Here is a 24,113-nt window from a genome sequence, read left to right as displayed (position 1 = left end):
TCGGCTACGTTCAGTGACCAAGGAGCAGGGGAGCAGGGGAGCAGGGGAAGAAGAACTATTAATTATCGATCAATTCCCAATGCCCAATGCCCAATGCCCCATGACTAATGACTAATGACTAATGACTAATGACAAATTTATTATGAATAAAATTGCTTATCTTCAATGTCCGACAGGAATTTCTGGTGATATGTGCCTGGGTGCTTTGGTAAGTTTGAGTGTTCCTGTGGAGTATTTAATTGAAAAACTTAATGGTTTGGATATTGAACAGGAATATCAGTTAAGGACAGAACTTGTCCAACGGAATGGTCAACAGGCGACTAAAGTCCATGTGGATTTAGTACACGATCGCCATCACCATCACCACGATGGCGAACACAGTCACCATCACACACGCCACTTGCCAGAAATAGAGCAGATGATTCTCAAAGCAGGGTTGCCATCAAGGGCAGAAGCTTGGAGTTTGGCGGTATTCCGGCAGCTAGCGGTGGCAGAAGGGGCGGTGCATGGCATTGCACCTGAAAAAGTTCATTTTCATGAGGTGGGTGCTATAGATGCGATCGTAGATATTGTGGGTACTTGCCTGGGGTTGGATTGGTTGGGGATTGCGAGCAATGATGAAGGATTGCCCCTACTTTACTGCTCGGCGTTTCCGACTGGTGGCGGCACTGTTCGGGCTGCACATGGTCAGATGGCAGTACCAGTACCAGCGGTATTAAAGCTGTGGGAAATGCGGGGTTGTCCAGTTTATAGTAATGGCATTGACAGAGAATTAGTAACACCAACAGGAGCCGCGATCGCCACTACTTTGGCAAGAGATTTTGGTTCACCACCTGCGATCGCTATCAAGCAGATAGGATTGGGAGCAGGAACCATCAATTTACCCATTCCCAATATTTTACGCCTCTGGTTGGGTGAAAGCGCAAGTTTGCAGTCAAATTTCAGTGATTCTGAAGAAACTAGCTCAAATTTGGAAACCATCTCGGTATTAGAAACCCAAATTGATGATTTGAATCCACAAGCGATTGGCTATGCGTTTGAGGCGTTGTTTGCTGCTGGTGCGCTGGATGTTTTTACCCAAGCGATCGGTATGAAAAAGTCGCGTCTGGGAATTTTGCTAACTGTGATTTGTCATCCAGAAAATTTACTCAGTTGTGAAGCTGTCATCTTCCGCGAAACTACAACTTTAGGCATTCGGCGCACAACTCAGCAACGCGCCATTTTACAACGGGAAATTCAACAAGTGGAAACGGAATATGGCAAAGTGCGTGTCAAAGTAGCATGGAAAGGGCAATCGCCAGAAAAAGTTATTGCAAATGTGCAGCCAGAATATGAAGATTGTGCAGACTTAGCCCGAAAACATAATATTCCCTGGCGCGAAATTCACCAGTTGGCGCTACAGCGTTGGTATTTGATGATCGATGCCTGATCCCAATTCCTCGTTCCCAATCGGAGACTGGGAACGAGGAATTTGACTAAGTTAGAGTTTTTAGCAAATATTGTGTCAATGTAAACGCATCTACACCCAATTCGCTACGCTCTTGGGCGGCTATTATACCTGCTTGGGAATGCCACCATGCGGCAGTTGCCACAATATCTTCTACGGGAATCTGCTTCATTGCTGTTTGCGCCAACAATCCACCCAGTAGACCAGTTAACACGTCGCCGCTACCGCCACGCGCTAAGGCAGGTGTGCTTTCAGGAACAATCCAAACGTCACCTTGAGGGTTGGCGATCGCAGTTCTTGCCCCTTTTAACAATACTATCGCCCCACTTTCGGCGGCAGCTTCCTGTACTGCTTTCACTTTGTCATGTTTGGCATCGGCGACATCAGGAAACAATCGTTCAAATTCGCCAGTGTGGGGTGTAAGTACGCTTACTGCTTGGCGTTTTTTTAATGTGGCGATCGCTCCCATTTGTGCCAAGATATTTAAACCATCGGCATCGAGTAGCAAAGGGCGATTGCTATCGATCGCTTCTTGGACAATGGGCGTAGCATCTCGTGTTAAACCGGGGCCACAAGCGATCGCATTAAAGGAACTCAGATCGGTGTTTTGTGGTAATTGTAGGTGGGCGATGGCTCCACTTTCCGTTTCTGGACAACCGACAATTAGTGCTTCTGGCAAGTGTGACACCAAAAGAGATTTCAAGGATTCGGGTACGGCAATCGAAAGCATCCCGACACCACTAGCCCTAGCACCCAAACCAGTTAAAATCGCCCCACCTGCATAGCGCTGCGAACCGCAAATCAGCAGTAAATGTCCTTCCTTATATTTGTGAGTAACTGCTGGACGGGGTAAAGGTAAAGTAGCAAGTGCCTTTGCTCGTGTAATACGTTTAATTTTAGGTGCATCTTTGAGAACAGCTTCCACATCAGCTAAAGGAATATCAAAATCGATTAACTCAGCTTTACCGAGATATTCCAACGCCCGATCTTGGAAGAAAGCGAGTTTCCATAAACCTAAGCAAAATGTGTGAGTGGCGCGAATGGCAGTTCCCAAGACTTCGCCTGTGTCGGTGTGTAAACCTGAAGGTAAATCGATACTATAAATCGGTATAGATAATTCATTTAGCTGATTAATTGCAGAGGCGATGGGATCGGTCAGGTTTCTTTCTAAACCAAATCCAAACAAGCCATCAATCAACAAATCAGAATCTGGTAGTTGTTCAATTGTTTGATAAATTGGAATGCCCAAACTCTGGGCATATTGCAAGTGCTGCGAAGTTAATTCTTTAAGCTTAGAAAAAGGAGAATAAATCCAAACCTCATACCCGCGAAAGTATAATTCACGAGCTACGACTAAAGCATCGCCACCATTATGACCGGGGCCGACAAGAATTCCCACACGAGATTCCCTTAACAAAGGGGTGTTTGCAGGAATTTCTGGAATGCGACGAGCAATTAATCCCGCTACCTTTTCCATCAAAGCAACTACAGGCATTCCCGCTGCAAAGATCCGCTTTTCAATATCGCGCATCTGTCCAGCAGTCACTACCACTTGCGAAATTTGTTCTTGCCTATCTTGCATCAGTCTTGAGTGGTGAGTTATGAGTTTCGTATTAACTCTTATTTTGACACTACCAAAATTGACTCATATTCCACTCAAAAAAGTTACAAACTGATTTCCACATCTTCAAGGATGCCAAGTGCGTCGGGGATGAGGACAGCTGCGGAGTAGTAGGCAGTAACGAGGTAAGAGATAATGACCTTTTCGCTGATGCCCATGAATCGGACAGACAAACTGGGTTGGTACTCGTCCGGGATACCAGTTTGATGTAAGCCAATCACGCCCTGATCTTTTTCACCAGTGCGGAGTATAAGGATAGAACTGGTCTGATTCTTAGTAATCGGGATCTTGTTACAGGGAAGAATCGGTACATTGCGCCACGTGATTATTTTGCTCCCATCCATGTCTATGGTGTCTGGATAGATGCCTCGACGGTTGCACTGGCGACCGAAGGCTGCAATAGTGCGGGGATGAGCCAAGAAGAACCTCGGCTTCCGCCGACGGGTGACTAATTCATCCAGGTCATCGGGAGTGGGGGGGCCGCTGCGGGTGTAGATGCGCTGTTTGAGGTCGGCGTTGTGCAACAATCCAAATTCGCGGTTGTTGATCAACTCGTATTCTTGACGTTCCCGCAATGCCTCAATCGTCAGCCGCAATTGTTCTTCCGTCTGGTTGTATGGTTGATTGTACAGATCCGCAACGCGAGTACTTACTCGCAACACAGTCTGAGCAATGCTTAACTGATATTCGCGGGGTGAGAGTTCGTAGTCAACAAATGTTCCTGGTAACGTCGTCTCTTGACTATGATCGGTTGACAACGCGATCGCAGCTTCCCCATACTTGTTTTGTGGAAGTTCTGCGCGAATCCTAAATTGCTCAACCTGAGCCTGCAACGCCGGCGACTGGTTGAGCTGTTCTCGAAATGCCTGTTGTGGTAGCGCCAATACCGTGCATCGGGTCACAGCTTTGACCGTAAACTTCCAATTGCTTTCTGACTCCACCAACACGCGATCGCCAAAATAATCACCGTCAGCTAGCATATCCAATAGAGGCTGCTCGTCATACTTGCCAATACCAATCTTGTTTACCTTGCCATGTGCGATCAAAAAAAGCTGATTGGCTGGTTGACCTGACTGGACAATGATATCACCAGGCGCGAACTCTTGCTGAACAAACCGACTTGCCAACGCCCTCAGCACCTCGGTGTCGTCAAATCCTCGCAGCAAGGGCAACTCACCAAGTTCCTGGGGAATCACCTGCACTTCGGCTCCGGTGTTAGAGAAACTTAACCGTCCATCACCCACCGTATAGGTCAACCGACGGTTAACTCGATAAGTCCCACCCTTCGTTTGCACCCACGGCAACATCTTCAACAACCATCGTGAGGTAATTTCCTGCGTTTGCGGTGCAGATTTGGTGGTCGTGGACAAATTACGCGCAGCATCTTTACTCAAACTCAGTTGAGGTTGTCCACTCTCAACATTTAAATTTGATTCAATAAAATCCGTCATCACCTCATCCTCTTAGTTATTAATAAAAGTGCCATTCAGTGCTGAGTGCTGAGTTCCAAGTGCTGAGTTAAAAGACCGCCTACTTTCTTGCGGAGTATCAACAGTAGACCTGCCTTAAAAATAGAGGCTGAAACAACGCAAAATCATTCCCAGATTATTTTCATTGTTCCTTGTGAGCGCAGCTCATGGAGTCTCTTGCAAAAGTTCCTAACACCCCACCCCCAACCCCTCCCCGCTTGCGGGGAGGGGAGACAAAGCGTAGCTTTGGCGGGGTGGGGTTCTTTCTTATTTTTGATTTATGCAAGAGGTCTAGTCAGCGCTAATTTTACTCACTCAGCACCAGCACTCAACACTCAGCACTCCTGATATTTAGCGCCCGATTTCAACATCTTCGAGGATGCCAAGTGCGTCAGGAGTGAGGACGGCTGCGGAGTAGTAGGCGGTGACGAGGTAGGAGATGATTGCCTTTTCGCTGATGCCCATGAATCGAACAGACAAGCTGGGTTGGTATTCATCGGGGATACCAGTTTGATGTAAGCCGATTACCCCTTGTTTTTCTACACCAGTGCGGAGTAAAAGGATAGAACTGGTGCGGTTATTGGTGATGGGGATCTTGCTGGAAGGAAAGATGGGTACGCCGCGCCAAGATGTGACCTGAACGCCATTCACATCTACGCTTTGTGGATAGAGACCCAGGCGGTTGGCCTCACGACCGAAGGCAGCGATCGTGCGGGGGTGAGCTAGGAAGAATCCCGGCTCCTTCCATACCGTCGCTAACAGTTCGTCCAAGTCGTCGGGAGTAGGTGCGCCGCTACTGCTGTAGATACGCTGTTTGAGGTCAGCGTTGTGCAGCAACCCGAATTCGCGGTTGTTGAGCAACTCGTGTTCTTGACGTTCCCGCAATGCCTCGATAGTCAACCGCAGTTGTTCTTCTGTCTGGTTGTACGGTTCGTTATAAAGATCGGCTACCCGCGTACTTACTCGCAACACCGTTTGAGCAATGCTTAACTCATATTCTCTCGGTGTGAGTTCGTAATCGGCGAAGGTTCCCGGCAACTCAGCTTCTTGGGGATGATCGGCTGCCAGTTCAATGGCGGCTTCACCTTGGGGAGTCTGTGGCTGGCTCAGGCGAACGCGGAACTGTTCAACATGAGTTCGCAACGCCTCAGACTGATTGATCGCCCTCTCAAACACCGCTTGGGGTAGCGACAAAACGATGGTTCTGGTAATCGCCTTGAGGGTGTACTGCCAAGTATCCTCGGACTGCACCACAGTTTCATCACCGAAATGGTCGCCATCAGCGAGCACATCGAACACGATCTGCTCGCCATACTTGCCAACACCAATCTTGTTTACCTTGCCACGAGCAATCAGAATCACGCGATCGGCAGGCTGACCAAGTTCGACGATTACATCATCTGGAGCATACTCCTGCTGAACAAACTGGTTTGCTAATCCGATCAAAACGTCAAGGTTGTTAAACCCTCGCAGCAAGGGCAACTCAGTAAGTTCCAGAGGAATCACCTGCACCGCAGCTCCAGTGTTGGTGAAAGTCACCCGTCCATCACCCACGGCATAACTCAACCGACGGTTGACTCGATAAGCGCCACCTTTCGTCTGCACCCACGGCAACAGCTTCAATAACCACCGCGATGTAATTTCCTGAGTCTGCGGTGCAGATTTGGCTGTTGTCGCCAAATTACGCGCCGCCGCTGTACTTAAAGTTAACTGGGGCTGCCGATCTTCTACCAAATTGGGGTCGTTAGAATAAGTCACAACTCAATCCTCCACTTTTTAGTTACTAAAAAAATTGATCTCACGCGATCGCATACTGACCTTGAATTAACTCACCGACAAGAAAACCTAACTTCATTGACCGAGTAATGACTTGAGACTCCCCTGACCGATCGACGAGCCAATACGCCTAGCTGAAGTACCCAGCCCTCTGGGCCCGCTAAGTAGCCGCCCTGCTAACGTACTACGCAATTCAAATTCTTTATAGCGATCTACCGTTATATGCCATTTGAGTACGCCGCACATCCACTGCTCTAGTTTCTTGACGTATCCGAGCAGTTTTTCGCGGGTACTTGCATCCAGGTCGAAATCATCGAAAAGAACTGGCAGCTCGGTGGCGACGATGTGTTGAAACTGTAGCGCCCTAGAAGTCATCAGGTTGTTGACAACTTCAACGGCCTGTGGTTTACCGCAGTTGAGGAAATTCTGAACGACCAGCACACAGTTATGGATTTCACCCTCGAATTCGATTTCTTTTTGATAAGAGAAGATATCGTTGGTAAAACAGGCGTAGTCGGCGGCGGAATTATCGAGCGATCGCATTGTTCGGGTGCGGTAAATCTCCTGCGGGATCTCGTTGCCCTGAGCTAGTCGGGACAGACTCATGGTCAGATCCGAGCCAAAGGTCTTACGGCGCATCTCAATATAATCTATCGGGTCGGGAATCCGATTTTGGATCTGGTTGGCGAGTTCCCACACCCAGCTATCAGTCATATCCTGAATCGCCCGGCGGAACTGAGTCCGCGCATTTGCGGACATGGGGCCTGCTGTGCGAGACCAAATATCTGCCAAGCCGGCTTCCACTGGATTGGTTGGAACCTCGCTGGGGGTGGAGTCATCCAGAGGCATAAACGCCGACAGTCGGGCGTTGAACACTTTTGCACCAGCCATGTTACGGTTATTCCCGTAGAGTGCCGGGAAGTAATCGTCGGCATAGGTTCCCCAAACCAGCCAGCACGCGCTCAGATTCAGCTCAGAACCAGACCCATTCGGATGGATCAATGCACCGCATAGGGCTACGTCGGCAACATCAAACTTGTGGTCATCCCAGATGACGGCATCAGGAATCCCAGGTAGTGATTCCAGCATCCCCATCTCACGCGCCCATTCCTTGGAATGCTTCCGCGCAGCATTCAGATGGGGATTCAAGCTTGTAGTGAAGGGCATGTAAAACTTCGGCAGTGTCACCGGTCCCACAGCCTGGTATGGAATGTGAGTAAAGCTCTTGAACCTTCCCAAACCCAAGGCGGCGTATAGCGATTGAATACGCGCAGCCGATGTGCCTAGACCTGTGGGGCCTCCCAGAATCGTAGATGTTGGAGAATTGTCTCCTCCCTTATTCATGTAACGGCTCGATCGCATGTGCCACTCGTGACCGCCCGATTGCCAGTCCTGGAGTCCTTTGATGTAAAGGAGAACGTTCACACGAGCCACTGGATCTAGTCCGTACTCCTCAAACAGGGGGGGCAACTCGGTGACAGCAGTGTTATCAAACTGGTATAACCGCGAGGTCAACAGTTCGTTGGTGAGGTTGGCTGCCTCCTGGGTACTCACATTCAAGAAGCGCTCCAAGACCAACACGCAGTTAGCGTTCTCACCTTCATCCTCCACTTCTCTCTGATAAGAAAATAGGTCGTTGCGAAGATGCACTCCATCGGCAAACGTATCTTTGAGGATACGCATTGGCCGAGTTGAGGCGATTTGGGGCGGAATTTCTATAAACACGGCGTGTTCGACGAGATCCGCTGACCACGGAGCGCCACCAACTTTGCGGCGCATTTCGATGTATTCGATGGGGTTGGCGACCCGATCTTGGTTGATATTGGCGAGTTCCCACAAAGACTCTTCTAGGAGGTTCTTGGTACTCTCAAAGAATCGAAGTCGCCAGTCCACAGATTTAGTAAAGGCGGTGCGAGACCACAAATCAGCCAAGCCGCGCTCTACTGGGTTGGTCGGAACGGAAGGGGTATCAGTGGGATGCACTGGCATAAACGCTGGCAGTCGGTCAAGATACTGCTTTGCCCCAGCCATGTCTTGGGTGCGCTTATAGATTTCTAGGAAGTGATCGTCGAAGAAGAATACCCAAACATACCAGTCGGTTACTAAGTCAAGCTCCGCTCCCGGCGCATCTGGATGGGTATAAGAGCAAAGCAAGGCGTAGTCGTGGGCATCGAATGTATGTTCATCCCAAATAACCGAGCTTTGTGCTTCTTCTTCTGAGCCAAGTATCCCCATCTCGTAAGCCCACGCTTTGGAATGGACTCGTGCCGCTTCCAGGTTTGGGTTCAGCCGTGCGGGCCAAGGCGTGTAAAATTCTGGCAGTTCAAAGGGTTGCATGATCTGCGCTAAACCTCCTCTGGAGTCTTCTTCTATCTTTATTTCGTGGACGATCTGAGCATTGTTGCAGTTCGCAAGTATCATCACCATCCAGTTAGATCCCCACATTTGGTTTGCTTGTGGTGGCTCGTTTCAAGGCGATAATATTATTAAGATGCTCATAATCGAATGGCACTAAGAAAACGTGAAACCTAGTCAGGGCAGGGTGTAGGGGGTAGGGTGTCGGGTGTAGGGAACAAATCAAGAAAATGAACAACAAGTGCGAACATTAATAAACTTTTTCGTCACTACACCCGACACCCGACACACCACACCCAAAAGTCTTATGAATACTGGATTTGCTGATATCTTAGTGCCATTCTGCTCATAATCTAAGTAACGAACTATAGGACTAATATTTGGAGTTGTTGGCAAATAAATTTTAATTACTAGATTGTGGTGTTCTCATAACTTTTCATAGTTGTAAATAAAAAGCAAGCCGTACATTGAAGCTGTAAGCAAATAGTTAAATTAAAAATTGAAGAATTAGAAGACACTTAAGACAGTTAAGACCGTTAAACAAATAGTTAAATCAAAAATTGAAGAATTAGAAGACAGTTAAGACAGTTAAGCAGATAGTTAAAAGATTTAAGATAGTTATTAAAGAAAAAATACTAATTGTTAATTTTTGCAACTAATGTCCATTAAGGCATCACTATTCCAAAACCGAAAAAGCGATCGCACACACTGGATTACAACCCAGTGCTAGTAAAGCTATGGTGCGATTTTGCAGCAATGTGACTAATATGCCTGTGAAATACTTATAAGGTTTCAAGACAGCTAATCATAAGAAAATCCCAAAAGGGTTGAAAAAGTTTTCTTCTCCTACTGCTCACTTATTTTTTCAAGCTAGTGGTAAAAAAGTATTGCTGTCACTTTGGCTGAAAGCTAGATACCATTAGATTCGGCGTGTTTACTGTTAGGGAGTACCAAAATGTCTAAACAGCTGGGTCAAAAAATTGCACCCACACCTATATCAAATGATATCAGTGTGGTGGATTTGATCGATCGATACTTCACCGCTTACAACTCAGCGCGGTTACGGGAAATTTGCCAACTACTGAGTCGCGATGTGCTAACGGAAGGTGTCACCGTGGGAGTTAGCCTTTCCGGTGCGATGACGCCAGCAGGATTTGGGGTTTCAGCGCTTGCACCTTTAATTCGCAACGGCTTTATTGACTGGATGATTAGCACTGGTGCAAATCTTTACCACGATATGCACTATGGTTTGGGTTTTGAACTCTTTGCTGGTAATCCGTTTTTGGATGATGTGAAACTTCGCCAAGAAGGCACGATCCGCATTTATGACATTATTTTTGGTTACGATGTGCTGCTAGAAACTGATGCGTTCATCCGCAAGATTCTCCAAGGAGAAGCGTTTCAAAAGCGGATGGGAACGGCTGAGTTTCACCATTTACTAGGTAAATATGTCCGAGAAGTAGAAAAGCAATTGGGTGTGCAGCATTCCTGCTTGCTAGCTACAGCTTATGAGTATGGCGTACCGATTTATACGTCTTCTCCAGGAGATAGTTCAATTGGGATGAACGTGGCGGCTTTAGCATTGGAAGGTTCGCAGTTGGTAATAGATCCATCAATTGACGTGAATGAGACAGCCGCGATCGCATATAATGCCCGTGAATCAGGAGGTAAAAGTGCGGCTGTAATTCTTGGTGGCGGTAGTCCTAAAAACTTTTTGCTACAAACTCAACCGCAACTTCACGAAGTTTTGGGGTTGGAAGAACGAGGACACGATTATTTTGTGCAGTTTACCGATGCACGTCCAGATACAGGCGGTTTATCTGGGGCGACCCCATCGGAAGCTGTCAGCTGGGGTAAAATTGACCCGGATGAGTTACCTAACACAATAGTTTGTTATACCGATAGCACGATCGCTCTACCACTGGTGAGTGCGTATGTGTTAAACAAATGTCAGCCTCGTCCCCTGAAGCGTATATACGACAGGCGAGAAGCCATTTTAGATAAACTGCAAAAAGACTATCTAGCAGCCAAAACCCAACCATCAGATCGAGTTCCAGCAGCAGTTGCTGAAAGTGCTTCACAGCCAACAGCAACTTATCCCTGTGGACGGCTGATTCCGAATACTCACTAAGGGGATAGGCAGGGAGCAGGGGAGCAGGAGAGCAGGGGAGCAGGGGAGACAAGGGGACAAGGGGACAAGGGGACAAGGGGACAAGGGGACAAGGGGACAAGGGGGAATTATTGAACAAGTCTTTTCCTTTTTTCTTGTCTACCTTGTCTCTTCCCAATGCCCAATGCCCAATGCCCAATGCCCAATGCCCAATGCCCAATGCCCAATGCCCTCATCCCTTCCGTCCAATCAACAAATAAGTTGTCATCTTCCCTTTACCTTTAACTTCAATTTCGCCTCGTTTTTCAAATACAAATTCATCGCACAAGCACTTATAAGTATTTTCTGTAACTTGGATTTTACCAGCAATACCTTGCGATTCCATAGAGCGAGCGATGTTTACCGTGTCTTTATATTCATAAGTAAACTTATTCAGATCGATGACTTCCCCTACTACCGAACCGCTATCGATGCCGATACGGATGCTGAAATTTTGGTTATTCTCAGTATTAAATAGAGCGATCGCAGTTTGCATATCCAGTGCCATCAAAGCGATCGCTTCAGCACGATCTTGGCGGCGTGTAGGTAAGCCACCAACCACCACATAGGCATCGTTAATGGTTCTGATTCTCTCTAAACTATATCGTTCGGTGAGGCGATCGAAAACTGAGAAAATTGGGTTGAGTAGGTTCAGCAGTTGAATTGCACTCATAGAAGTAGCAATTTCGGTGAAGCCAATGATATCTGCAAATAAAACTGTGACATCAGCAAAATCTTCGGCAATTTTAGCTGGTTGTTCTTTCACTTCTCTAGAAATTGCGACTGGCAAAATATTCAGCAATAAACGTTCGGTTTCTTTCTGCTGATAACGAAGTGCTTCTTCTGCTGCTACTCGCTGACTTACATTGCGAAAAATGCCGCGAATCGCAACTGGATGACCTTCAACAAATTTACAATTAATATTACCTTCTAAAAAGATTGTTTGACCGTCTTTAGTAACGAATATAGCTGTTACTTGCCCAAGTTTTTCTCCTGATAGTACGCGATAAAATCTTTGCAAACAGCCTTGTTTGAACTCTGGATGTATAATATCAAAAACACTCATATTCGCAATTTCAGCTTCGCTATATCCCAAAGTTTCTCGCCATGCACGATTGACATATAAAAACCGACCAAATGGATTGACACATTGAATCAAGTCATTAGCATTTTCAAATAAATCTCGATATCGTTCTTCACTTTCCACAAGAGCGTCTTCTGCTTGTTTGCGTTTGATAAATTGGGCAATTTGGCTACCAATAGAACCCATCATTTGCAATAGGTCTTTATCTTTTGGTAGTAACTCCCGACTAAAGAAAACCATTACTCCTAAGATTTCACTATCGTCTAAAATGGGGAAGCCAAAAGCTGCGTGCAATCCAGCCTCCGCAGCCGGTAGCGATCGCCTTTGATCTCCATCTACTGTGATATCTTTAATCCACAAAGGTAAACGCCCGATCCAAATTCGACCAGGTAAGCCAACACCAGGTATATAAGTAGTTTGCCAAGTGATTGCTTTAAACTCTCGGACAGAAACTAATCGACTTGACCAAATTTCTACACACCTTAGTACTGCATTAAGACTATCTCCTTGTAGGGAAGTGCCAATATATTGGCTTGGTGTCCAAAGTTCGCCTAAATCCCATCCCAAGTTTTGACAAATCGACTGCAAAATTTGGGGAATTCCCTGTTTTATGCTTTGTGATTCTGATAATATGCGAGTAATAGAATACTGGGCACTTGTACGCTGTTCTCGGCGTTGCCAAGCAGTAATATCCCGACCAATATAGACAATATCTTCTAGCCCTTCTGTTTTTTTGGGAATCACTGAGCAAGAAAAAGCAATCAACAGTTTCTCTCTAGTTTTGGTTCGACAAACCACTTCTAGATTTTGGGCATTATGCTTTAAATAAAAATGTTGACAAATAGCTTTAATTAAAAATTGATCCTCATCAATAATTAATGATATTGGTTGATTTATTAATTCTTCTTCCTGAAAACCAAATAATTGTTGAGCAGCATGATTTACTTTTTTTATTTTTCCTGAATTACTGGTTACTAACAAAGCATCTGGCATTGAAGTAATGACTTGTTCCATGTAATTAATGTTTGATTAATATACAAGCCTGTTTTTCCAAAATATTTTTTTACTAAGTTTATATTACTTGATTAAGTGTGCTATTTTTTTCACCTTAATCGAGTATAATTGAGCAAAAACTACTAGTTCGCTGTGGCGGAAATTTGCCTACCTTTAATAAATTGTTCAGAGCAACTTATCTAGTTAATTGAGATAGTAGCTAGATTTCCGTTGTGCTGTACTAGTCCAATGTCTAAGCTAGTGCAAGAGGTTTTATAATAAGCACTTTAGTCCTTACTACAAACTTGCTTACCCATTTAAACTAAATAAGCTTGATTAATCTTTTTAAGATACTTCTTTTGGGGGATTGACAATTTAATATAATATTGCTGTTCGAGTAGCTGCTTGTTAACAGTAGACTTCATGTTTAATTTTAATCCTATGTGGTATTTTACAAAACGGCGAATTAAATAAGTATTTCAACCAAATATTGCCGTAAACACCTTTCATTAGTTTCGCTATCTTGAAAGTTGATTTTTCAAGATAGCGCGTAGGCGTAGCCCGTCGTAGACATCGCTAGTATCTATGAAATTTTAAACCCATCACTTTATAAGAGAGTGGCGACTCTGTAGCTAGGTTCCCGCCACTCTCTTATTCTTCAATTCCATCAATGAAGTTTATGATTGTGCGCTGGCTACAATTTGATTCCAGGCTTTGACTGCTGTCTGTAAATTCTTTGGCAGGTTATTTTGAGAAATATCGTTGTACTGAACCGTACCTTCTTGGCTGGTGAGGGTGTAGGTGATATAATCAGCAGCACCACTGGGGGCTGGGTAACTCAAATTCCGAAATTTACTAAACTGAGAACGTTCTAGCGATCGCACAAATTGTTGTACCTGTTGCACAGAAACGCGGCGAACACTACGTTCAGAATCATTAGCATCACCAATCCGCACGCGAATCAGTCTCCCATCTTTGAGTAAAACAGTCTCATAGGTTCTGCCAGCAAAACCCCCACTGGAGATTTGACGAAATACTATATCTCGATCTAACGGTGGTGGTAACTCACTAGCTGGAATTTGCACAGGCCCCAGTGTAGTTTCGTTAGCCTTTTGATTCAGCCTGAGTGCGGAACCTGTTTGATTAGTATGATAAACCAAGGTTTGACCGACTCCGCCGACAACCACCCGCCAGCCTGATACCAAAGCTTGGGTACATAATTCATCAGGATTAGCTAATTCTAAACAGCTATCTCTCCAAGTTTGCTGTTGAGCCTCAATAATGGTTAACGGAGAAATTGGCTGTTGCAAACGTCTGGATGCAGCTTGTAAAACAGCATTTTTTACAGATGTGGGTAATTTATTTGGCAGATTTTCTGAGGGAGTATTTGCCGAAGCTAAACGTAGCGATCGCCCATTATTATTGGTATGATAAACCCAGTTTTGTTTGCCATTAGATACCACAATCCGCCAACCAGGAACTAAGGCTTGGGTACAGAATTCATCAGCTTGAGGCAGTTCCAAGCAACCATTGCGCCAAGTCTGTTGATTGTAATCAATAATTTGCAGTTGTCTAGTAAAAATTCCCTGCCTGCGAGCTAAATCGCGCAGTACCGCATTAGCTACTGGACGTGGCAAACGGTTTGGTTTAATATTCTCTTTGAGAACTTCATTGCTTGTTTCTAGCGATAAATTTGTAGAAGCCCCCGTAGCACCTTTTACAAGTGTTAAACCGCTAGTAACAGACAAAATTCCAGTCAAAATCAAAGCAGTGAAAATTCGCCCTTGATTGGTGTTAAAGTAGTTTTTCAGCATGATTTTCATAGTAAAATATAACTAAAAATAGTATCCAGCCACTAAGTAGACAATAAAGTATATAATTCCAAAACTTCAGCACTTGGAATTAATTTAGTATTTGTGTTTTCAGAGAGATATAGAGACAGACGCTGATGTACTGATTGTTTGTTCCTTAGATAAATTATGGTTGAAGAATAATTCACAAGTCAGAACAATCAGTAGGGAATACCCTGTGGGATCTTGCTACAGACCCGTCACTGATTGAAAAGCACTAAATCTTCTTTTTCAGAGACTTATACCAATTTAAAAAAGAATGCGACACATTTGTACAGACGCGATGAATCGCGTCTTTACTCAAGGATGTGTTGCGATCGTTAATTGAATTGGTATTACACGAATAATTTAGTGGGAGCTTTAAACCTTCTTGTTCACACGCGACGCTCCTACGAGACACTGCGCGAACGAATACTCGCTATCGCGGTCTCGTAGAGAAGCCATGCTGTTGGCGTCGCGTAGCATATCACAGACAGATGCTAGGGCGTGTTTTCAAATTCTTAGATCCCCCCAACCCCTTAAAAATGGGGGCTAAAAATCTCTTCAAGTCCCCCTTTTTAAGGGGGATTTAGGGGGATCTAAAAAATTAGGAGGCTAAACGAGTAGTTTGAAAACACGCCCTACGCGAACGTAGAGAAGTGTCGTACAGAATTAATTCTAAATTCTGACTCCTGACTCCTGAATCCTGTTTGATAAATCCATCAAATTTGCCAGCTTGTAAACTACCCGCGCTCCAACATTACCATCCCACTCCGCATCACCAACTTCGCAGATATCAAAGCCAATAATTTTTCTTCCACTATTGACCAATTCTCGGAACAGACAAAAAGTTTGCTCCAATTCCAACCCACCTGGAACAGGAGTACCCGTACTCGGACATAGTTTTGGATCTAAACCATCTACATCAAAGCTAATATAAACATACTCAGGTAAATGACTGATAATTTCTCGGCATAAATCAATCCAAGTTGTCCCAGAGTAAAGCTTTTGCTTAATAGCGGGATCGTAATAAGCAATAATGCGACTATCAGATTGGTCAATCATTTGCACTTCATCATGACTAATATCACGCAAACCTACCTGCACTAACTTAGTAATTTGCGGTATTTTCATCGCATTAAACATAATCGACGCATGGGAAAACTCAAATCCCTCATAAGCATCGCGTAAATCTGCGTGGGCATCAATGTGCAAAATGCCATAGTTTGGATATTTAGCTGCTAATGCTTGAAAATAACCTAAAGGCGAACTGTGATCTCCACCTATGACTGCAACTCGCTTTCCATTATCAATTGCTGCCTGACAATTTTCAAACAGCCATTGATTAACCCGTTGACTAGCCTGATTAATTTCTGTGAGGACAGATGTTAAATCTGGTGTATCTGAAAGTTGTTTACCTTCGGCTAATCGCCCGATAATTTTAGCTGCCAAAGCGCGGTAGTATGTGTTCTTCTCTAAAATATCTTGGGGAATTTCTTCCATAAAAATTCCCTGCTTCCAACCATCAGGGTGATCGAAATCGAACAAATCTAATTGAGTCGAAGCATCTAGAATTCGCTGTGGGCCATTAGCAGTGCCAGCACCATAGGAAACAGTGACTTCCCACGGCACACCAAAAACAATCAAGTTTGCAGACTCATAATCGCAGGGCAAACCTAAGAGGTTGCCATTTATTTCACCTACGCCGCTGGGATTGTAGTCTTTTAATTGATTACTCATTGAGTATCTTCTGGATTTACGTGGATAGACAGCACGCCGCCTAGTGGACATCTGCATTGTAATCAAAATTTTTCACAGGCAGTAAACTAGCGGTCTATGACTAACTATTTACTCAACCCGCTTCACTTCAAATCCCCGCAACCCTTCCGGTTCTTCATACTCAACCACAATATCTTTAACTACAGCAGCAGGTGGCCCAGAATGACACCAGCGAACCATATCATCTACGACCTCTCGCGCCCCTTCAAAGACTGCCTCTACTCGATTATCAGGGAGATTCCGCACCCAACCGGTTAATCCCAACTGCCTAGCTGTATCGACAGTGGAATAGCGATAGCCTACTCCGTGGACTCGGCCAGAAATGAATACATGGGCGCGGATAATCTTTGGCAGTGATGTGGAATTGTGCATAGACTGGTCTAATCTTTACGATTTCCAGTCTACCTAGTTTGTGTATACACAACCTGTTTTTAACTCCAACTTGCAAAATTAATCCTGCTCTTCGTTATCATCGTCGCCGCGATGTCTGTACTGGCGGTCATCGTCATCATCATCGCCGCGATGTCTGTACTGGCGGTCATCGTCATCATCATCGCCACGATGTCTGTACTGGCGATCGCGATTATCCCATTCTCGATCGCGTTGTTTCTGCTTGCCACCGACTATATTTCTGAACATATCCTCTATTCCCATAATTTTCCTCCTGAGTTGGCGAAGCGAATTTCTTTATTTGGGGTCACTTTAGTAGTTTGTCTAATGGTTGTAGCGAATAAATCTTCCAGCAGGTATAGATAAAAATAAAATTATCCCCCACTTTGGGAGTGCCGCAAACTAGTGATAAAGTATTTTTAACTACCTCCTAACTGTAGTGAATTTAATTAATTTAGTAGTCAGTTTTTCAACTTAGAATTTTGAATTGTTTATGTCTAACCTGCCACCACTTAATACAGAAACAATTTGGGCAATTCTTGACGATCAACTTGATGATGCCACAGTCAACCAGTTGCTATGGCATTATTTAGGCTATCGTTATGACTCTTCAATTGCACAATGGGACACCAGCTTAGTTGCATCAGAATGGCAAGATGAGTACCCACAACCACCAGATTTTCTTGAATCTCGCCCTGCAACAGTCAAGTTGACTCGTTCCATTCCTGCTGAAAATAAACAAATGCTAAAAGAAAAACTGGGTTTCAAAGGTTACAAAATTGGGGAATTTGGCCCTCGACAAACTCGCAGGGCAACGGCAGCAAATTGGTTGTTAAGTTATCTGCAAAAAACTAGCAGCAAAATTGAGTAATCCAATACCGCAGATATTTAGCAAACAATCCCTTATCCTTACTAAATATCTGCTATTTAAAAACTTAAGAAAAAGCCATTAATCTATCCGTTCTAAGAGGTTGTTTGAAAAGTGATGGGCTGTGATTTTAATTGCATTGTTACCCCCCTTAGTCCCCCCTTATAAAGGGGGGAAACAAGAAAAATCCGGTTCTCTCACGCCACATGCTTCAAGTCGGGCGTTGCCCACCCAACGCAGTGGCTCCCCTTTATAAGGGGAGGGTTAGGGTGGGGTAAAAAAATATTTGATACATCAATCGTGACTTTTCAAACATCCTCTAATTTTACACTTTGAGTTCAATAGCATTTTAGGCTTAGTAGTATTACGGGCGAAAAATGCCTGACGTTGAATTTGATATTAGTAAAAAAATATGATAAACAGTCAAAAAATATTAATCACAGTAATTCTTTACAATTTTATTGATAAATTCATCCTGAAGATAGAAGCGCTGGTTACATAATTCTTTCTGTAGAGCGATTTGCAAATTCAATTGAGCATCCGAGAATACTTCTATCAACCCTTGGTATTACAAAAACTTCTATGGCAAAGCCAATTGAATTTAATTTATTTGCACCTTATAACAAAGGAGTAGCATTAATTGGTTCTTTTTCTGATTGGCAAGAAATTCCAATGGAAAAAGGTGATGATGGTTATTTTCGTACAAGTGTTGAACTAGAAGACGGCGTTTATAAATATAAATTTCGCGTTCAGTCAAATTCATGGTTTTTTGAACCCGAACAATGGGTTGATGTTACAGATCCTTATGCAACTGATATAGATGAACAAAGTGGAAAAGATGATGGTATTATCCGGGTCAAAGATGGGCAAAGGATTACCGATACTTATGTTTGGCAACATGATGACAAACCTTTACCTGCTGACCACGAATTAGTAATTTATGAATTGCATGTCGGTGACTTTTCTGGTGGCGAGGACGACCCTTATGCACGAGGCAAGTACAAACACGTAGTTGAAAAGTTAGACTATTTGTGCGAACTAGGAGTCAATGCTATTGAGTTGATGCCACTTAAAGAATATCCTGGTGATTATAGTTGGGGTTATAACCCTCGTCACTTTTTTGCAACAGAATCAAGTTATGGTTCTACTGCTGAGTTAAAAAATTTGATTGATGAGTGTCATGGCAGAGGCATTCGTGTAATTATTGACGGAATTTACAACCACTCAGAAGCATCTGCTCCTTTAACACAAATTGACCACGATTACTGGTATCATCACGAACCTCGTGACCCTGATAATAATTGGGGGCCTGAGTTTAATTACGAACATTATGATGAAAAATTAGATATTAAACCAGCCTGGAAATTTATTGGTGATACAATTCGTTTTTGGATTGGAGAATTTCATCTTGATGGTATTCGCTATGATGCGGCGCGGCAAATTGCTAACTACGACTTCATGCACTGGATTGTTCAGGAAGCCAAAAACACTGCTAGCATGAAGCCTTTTTATAATGTTGCCGAACACATTCCTGAAACTACCAGCATTACCAATGTAGATGGGCCGATGGATGGTTGCTGGCATGATAGTTTTTATCATTGCATTCTAGAACACATTTGCGGTGATACGTTTGATTTAGAGCGTCTCAAAGATGTGATTGACTGCAAGCGCCAAGGCTTTTTGGGTGCTACCAATGTAGTAAATTATCTCACTAACCACGACCATAATCATGTGATGGTTGAACTGGGGAACCGTGAGATTTTTGACGAAGAAGCATTTCGGCGGGTCAAATTAGGAGTAGCCATCCTAATGACTGCTGTTGGTGTGCCTTTGATTTGGATGGGAGAAGAATTTGGCGAGTATAAACCTAAACAACCTGAATCATCCAAAATTGATTGGACACTGTTAGGTAACGATTTAAATCGTGGTTTATTTGAATCATACAAAGGCTTAACTAACCTGCGTAAAAGCAATCACGCTCTCTACACAGAAAATATCGATTTTATCCACGAAAATCCAGAAGCAAAAGTATTAGCTTATACTCGTTGGAATGATGAAGGTTCTCGTGTAGTCGTAATTGCAAATTTCTCAGAAAACTTCCTAGCTGACTATCAAGTTCCTGACTTTCCTAGCGCTGGCACATGGCACGAGTGGACAGGCAATTATGATGTCGAATCTGGTGAAGATGGCATCGTAATTGACTTGGGACCATACGAAGCTAAAGTGTTTGTATGGCAGTAATGATATACACTACTACTAAGTCGGTAGTCCAATAAAAAAGAAAAGGGGAAATATTTTCCCCTTTTTTAGTTATAATTTTACTCATCTACAGTCTAATTAGAAATTTGTCAAGTAAAAAATAAGCTATTTTAAAATTTCATTGGTTTATGTTACACTTTTGAGTTGAAGTGCGTCTATAGAATTGCCAAAGCATCCCCCATGCACAACAAATTATTTAATAGTAATATCGATAACGCTAACATTGAGAACGATCGCATTTTATTAACTCCCAATGAAGTAAAGTCAAAATTACCTTTAACACAATTAGCCGAACAAAGAGTTTTAGCATATAGGCAGGAAATAGAAGATATCCTGGATTTTAAGGATCGTCGGAAATTTATAGTAGTTGGGCCATGCTCAATCCACGATCCAAAAGCAGCGCTCGAATATTCTGAGAGATTAAAAATCTTGTCCGAGCGAGTCAAGGATAACTTGCTACTAATTATGCGAGTGTATTTTGAAAAACCAAGAACAACCGTAGGCTGGAAAGGGTTAATTAACGATCCAGATATGGATGATTCTTTTTATGTAGAGAAAGGTTTATTAATTGCACGGGAGCTACTATTAAAAATTACAGAGTTGGGATTACCTGCTGGCACAGAAGCACTAGATCCAATCATCCCTCAATATATCAGCGAACTGATTACATGGTCTGCCATTGGCGCACGCACAACTGAATCACAAACTCACCGCGAAATGGCCAGTGGACTTTCGATGCCTGTAGGTTTTAAAAACGGTACTGATGGCAATATTCAAGTAGCTTTGAATGCTCTACAATCAGCTGGAAACCCGCATAGTTTTCTGGGAATTAATCAAAACGGTCAGGTCAGCGTCTTTCAAACTAAAGGTAATGGCTACGGTCACGTAATTTTAAGAGGTGGTAGTCAACCTAACTTCGATCCAGCAAATGTCAAACTGGTAGAAGAGAAATTAAAACAGGCAAATTTACCACCGAGAATTGTGATCGACTGTAGCCACGGAAATACCAATAAAGATTACAAATTACAAGGTGCTGTCTTAGAAAATATTATTCAGCAAATAGTGGATGGTAATACATCAATTGTTGGCATGATGCTGGAATCGCATTTGTATGAAGGTAGTCAACCGATTGCTGGGAAACAAGAAGAATTAAAATATGGTGTTTCTGTAACTGATAAATGTATTAGCTGGGAAGAAACCGAAAAAATTATTTTGGCTGCTCACGAAAAACTTAAATGAGAAGTCAGAAGTCAGAATTCAGAATGCGATCGATGGGGATTTAGAGGATATTTGTTAAGTATTAATGTATACTAATAAACTCCGCTCTATTTCTCTTACTGTTTCAGCAACGGTGTACGCGCAAATTTAAAAACCTGCTCTACATTAGCTTTAATTTGCTAGGGTGTGTTAAATCTAAAGTCCATAACGCACGAAAATTTATGACGGTGCGTTAGGCTGAGGCGATAATACACCCGACAAAACTGGAAAATACCCAAGTGGTGGCGACGTAATTTATTTATCGAGAGAAGAGTTTCAGATTTGCACTGTCGTGTCAGCTTCTTACAAGGTAAGGGAATTCAGTCGTACCAAATTAGTAGAAGTCGAATCCCCAACTGAAGAACTACCTCCCACATCTTTTAAGATATACCCAAGATAGATGTAATAGTATCTAATATGTGCTAATTACTCAATACTACCAACTAAAGGATTGAAAATTAGTATTTTTCTACATAAAATAAAAAATCTAAAATAAAAAATTGGTAACACTGATGGTTAGGAGTGTTAGAGTTTCAAGAAATTCACCGAAACTTTTCAGCGGGTATTCATGCTGAAGAAACTACAGAAAAAGCAAATTTCGATAATTGCGGGTGCAGCACTGCTTGCCTTTTTAACTGGGGCAATGGTATCAGCACCTGAGATTGGCAAGTCTCTGGGAAAATGGCTCAAACTAAGTCAGAATCAAGCAGAGCAAAGATCGGACGGTAGTGTTGCCAAATCAGCTGTCTTTGGGCTGATATCGCAATCGCTGCCAGAACGGGCGGCAAAATTAGCAACGATCGCTGCCGAATCGCGATCGCCCGATCGCAACCGCGCTCGTTATCTTTTGGCGAGTGATTATATTGAAAGAACCCAAGGGCAAAAAGCTCTAGTTTTACTCGAAGGACTAGAGAAAGACTATCCGATTCTCGCACCATACATTTTGCTCAAACAAGCCCAGGCAGAGGATTTGCTGGGCGAGGACGGTAAAGCCTCCGATCTCAGGCAAAAGGTGCTAAAACTGTATCCCAAAGAACCGGCCGCAGTCAAAGCGCTATATCTGATTGCTCAACCAAAGCAACAAGAAACTGCGATCGCTCAATTTCCTTCCAATCCTCTAACTTGGGAAATTATCCGCAAACGCTTGCAAGAAAATCCCAATCAGCCACAATTACAATTAATTTTGGCTAAGTATGCCTACGATCAACCAGGCATAGTGGGCGTTTTGGATCAGCTAGCAAAACAGACTACCCTCAAACCCGAAGATTGGGAACTCATTGGCACTAGCTATTGGGAAAATAGTCAATTTCCGAAAGCGGCCAATGCTTACGCCAAAGCACCCAAAACATCGCGCAACCTCTACCGTACTGCACGGGGCTTACAGGTGGGAGGCAAAGATAAAGAAAAAGCGATCGCCACCTATAAACAATTAGTGCAGCAATTTCCCAATAGTGAGGAAACTGGGACGGCACTACTGCGGTTAGCAGAAACCGCAAAAACACCTAAAGACGGCTTACCCTATCTTGACCAAGTAATTAGTAAATTTCCCAAACAAGCTGGTACTGCACTGGCACAAAAAGCCAAAATCCAAACTCTCAAGGATCAAAAGTCAGCTAGCGCGGCGTGGCAATTACTCATAAGTAAATACGGTAACTCTGACGAAGCAGCAGAATACCGTTGGAAAATCGCCCAAGATAAAGCCAATGCCAAAGATTACGTCGGTGCTTGGCAATGGGCAGAACCAATCGTCACCAATAACCCCAATAGCATTTTGGCTCCAAGAGCAGGCTTTTGGGTAGGTAAATGGGCGGCTGCACTGGGGAAACAGCAAGAATCTAAAACTGCTTATGAATATGTGGTTAGCCAGTTTCCCTACTCTTACTATGCATGGCGAGCCGCGACAATGTTGGGGCTAAATGTCGGCAACTTTGACAACGTGCGCGTCATGAACCCGGAAGTAATCGCACCCCAGCGTCCATTACCGCCTGCTGGTTCTGAAACTTTCAAAGAATTGTATCTGCTAGGTCAAGACCGCGATGCCTGGTTACAATGGCAAACAGAATTTCAGAACAAAATTCAGCCAACGGTAGCAGAGCAATTTACTGAAGGGTTGATGCGGCAGGCTAAAGGAGAAAATCTCATCGGAATTGATGAAATTTCTAAATTGGAAGACCGAGAAATACCAGCCGAAGTTGCCCAATATCAGACTCTGAGTAAACAAATCACCTACTGGCAAGCGCGTTATCCATTTCCCTATCAGCGAGAGATTGAAAAGTGGTCTATTGACCGTAAACTAAATCCTTTGCTAGTAACTGCTTTGATGCGTCAAGAGTCACGGTTTGAACCAAAAATCAAATCTGTCGCTGATGCTACTGGTTTAATGCAACTGTTGCCGAGTACAGCTAAATGGATTGCACCACAAATCAAGGTGGATTTCAAAACAATCAACTTAGAAAATCCCAACGATAACATCATGCTGGGTACATGGTATTTGGGTCATACTCACGATCAATATAACAATAACTCCTTGCTGGCGATCGCTAGTTACAATGCTGGGCCCGGCAATGTCTCCAAATGGTTGCAAACTCTAACTACAAAAGATCCAGATGAGTTTGTTGAAGAAATTCCCTTTGATGAAACTAAAAACTATGTGCGGCAAGTATTTGGCAACTACTGGAATTATCTCAGGCTTTACAACCCCGAAATTTCTGGCATAGTGACCAAGTACTCGACCACACACCCACAACTACCAGCACGATAATCTTAGAAAGTTATGAGTTGTGAGTGTTGAGTTCAAACAATTTTTTAATTCAAAGTTCACAACTCATAGTGATATT

General features: G+C 43.6%; 15 protein-coding genes. 6 read left to right on the top strand and 9 right to left on the bottom strand.

What is annotated here, in order from left to right; genetic code table 11:
* Nucleotides 1-142: 142 nt before the first annotated feature.
* Nucleotides 143-1,429, top strand: coding sequence for a nickel pincer cofactor biosynthesis protein LarC (larC, locus tag RMZ95_RS20245; protein ID WP_322682360.1), 1,287 nt, complete (start codon nucleotides 143-145; stop codon nucleotides 1,427-1,429).
* Between the two features lie 46 nt (nucleotides 1,430-1,475).
* On the opposite strand, the gene RMZ95_RS20240 is transcribed toward larC, so the two are convergent.
* From RMZ95_RS20240 to RMZ95_RS20225, 4 genes are all read right to left on the bottom strand, one after another.
* Complete coding sequence (locus RMZ95_RS20240; protein ID WP_322682326.1) at nucleotides 1,476-3,029, bottom strand: NAD(P)H-hydrate dehydratase; 1,554 nt, start codon at nucleotides 3,027-3,029, stop codon at nucleotides 1,476-1,478.
* 83 nt (nucleotides 3,030-3,112) lie between these two features.
* Nucleotides 3,113-4,519, bottom strand: a complete 1,407-nt coding sequence (locus RMZ95_RS20235) for a family 2B encapsulin nanocompartment shell protein (protein WP_322682327.1) — start codon at nucleotides 4,517-4,519, stop codon at nucleotides 3,113-3,115.
* A gap of 369 nt (nucleotides 4,520-4,888) precedes the next feature.
* Nucleotides 4,889-6,295, bottom strand: a complete 1,407-nt coding sequence (locus RMZ95_RS20230; RefSeq protein ID WP_322682328.1) for a family 2B encapsulin nanocompartment shell protein — start codon at nucleotides 6,293-6,295, stop codon at nucleotides 4,889-4,891.
* Between the two features lie 93 nt (nucleotides 6,296-6,388).
* A complete protein-coding gene (locus RMZ95_RS20225; RefSeq protein WP_322682329.1) occupies nucleotides 6,389-8,740 on the bottom strand; it encodes a family 2 encapsulin nanocompartment cargo protein terpene cyclase in 2,352 nt (783 codons plus the stop codon).
* 883 nt (nucleotides 8,741-9,623) lie between these two features.
* Between RMZ95_RS20225 and RMZ95_RS20220 the strand changes: the two genes are divergently transcribed.
* Nucleotides 9,624-10,799, top strand: coding sequence for a homospermidine biosynthesis protein (locus RMZ95_RS20220; RefSeq protein WP_322682330.1), 1,176 nt, complete (start codon nucleotides 9,624-9,626; stop codon nucleotides 10,797-10,799).
* A 211-nt stretch (nucleotides 10,800-11,010) separates the two neighbouring features.
* Here the strand turns inward: RMZ95_RS20220 and RMZ95_RS20215 are convergent, their stop codons facing one another.
* From RMZ95_RS20215 to RMZ95_RS20195, 5 genes are all read right to left on the bottom strand, one after another.
* Nucleotides 11,011-12,915, bottom strand: coding sequence for an adenylate/guanylate cyclase domain-containing protein (locus RMZ95_RS20215; RefSeq protein ID WP_322682331.1), 1,905 nt, complete (start codon nucleotides 12,913-12,915; stop codon nucleotides 11,011-11,013).
* A gap of 656 nt (nucleotides 12,916-13,571) precedes the next feature.
* Nucleotides 13,572-14,717, bottom strand: a complete 1,146-nt coding sequence (locus RMZ95_RS20210) for a hypothetical protein (protein ID WP_322682332.1) — start codon at nucleotides 14,715-14,717, stop codon at nucleotides 13,572-13,574.
* A 684-nt stretch (nucleotides 14,718-15,401) separates the two neighbouring features.
* The gene (gene speB / locus RMZ95_RS20205; protein ID WP_322682333.1) at nucleotides 15,402-16,463 is read right to left on the bottom strand and encodes an agmatinase SpeB; all 1,062 of its coding nucleotides are present in this window, start codon (nucleotides 16,461-16,463) and stop codon (nucleotides 15,402-15,404) included.
* 108 nt (nucleotides 16,464-16,571) lie between these two features.
* Nucleotides 16,572-16,874, bottom strand: a complete 303-nt coding sequence (locus RMZ95_RS20200; protein WP_322674686.1) for an acylphosphatase — start codon at nucleotides 16,872-16,874, stop codon at nucleotides 16,572-16,574.
* A gap of 78 nt (nucleotides 16,875-16,952) precedes the next feature.
* A complete protein-coding gene (locus RMZ95_RS20195; RefSeq protein WP_409883272.1) occupies nucleotides 16,953-17,141 on the bottom strand; it encodes a polyribonucleotide nucleotidyltransferase in 189 nt (62 codons plus the stop codon).
* A gap of 244 nt (nucleotides 17,142-17,385) precedes the next feature.
* Between RMZ95_RS20195 and RMZ95_RS20190 the strand changes: the two genes are divergently transcribed.
* The 4 genes from RMZ95_RS20190 (at nucleotide 17,386) to RMZ95_RS20175 (ending at nucleotide 24,037) form a co-directional block, all read left to right on the top strand.
* The gene (locus RMZ95_RS20190; protein WP_322682335.1) at nucleotides 17,386-17,763 is read left to right on the top strand and encodes a DUF1823 family protein; all 378 of its coding nucleotides are present in this window, start codon (nucleotides 17,386-17,388) and stop codon (nucleotides 17,761-17,763) included.
* A 564-nt stretch (nucleotides 17,764-18,327) separates the two neighbouring features.
* On the top strand, nucleotides 18,328-20,001 hold the full coding sequence (locus RMZ95_RS20185; RefSeq protein ID WP_322682361.1) for an alpha-amylase family glycosyl hydrolase: 1,674 nt from the start codon (nucleotides 18,328-18,330) through the stop codon (nucleotides 19,999-20,001).
* 198 nt (nucleotides 20,002-20,199) lie between these two features.
* Nucleotides 20,200-21,258 carry a 3-deoxy-7-phosphoheptulonate synthase gene (locus tag RMZ95_RS20180; protein WP_322682336.1) on the top strand — a complete coding sequence of 353 codons (1,059 nt, stop codon included), beginning with the start codon at nucleotides 20,200-20,202 and terminating at the stop codon, nucleotides 21,256-21,258.
* A 586-nt stretch (nucleotides 21,259-21,844) separates the two neighbouring features.
* Complete coding sequence (locus RMZ95_RS20175) at nucleotides 21,845-24,037, top strand: transglycosylase SLT domain-containing protein (RefSeq protein WP_322682337.1); 2,193 nt, start codon at nucleotides 21,845-21,847, stop codon at nucleotides 24,035-24,037.
* The last annotated feature ends 76 nt before the right edge of the window (nucleotides 24,038-24,113 follow it).

It is taken from the genome of Nostoc sp. DedQUE07 (assembly GCF_034530975.2).
Taxonomy (GTDB): Bacteria; Cyanobacteriota; Cyanobacteriia; order Cyanobacteriales; family Nostocaceae; genus Nostoc.
Note: the sequence above shows the minus strand (reverse complement) of the source record. Positions and strands in the feature narration are given on the sequence as shown.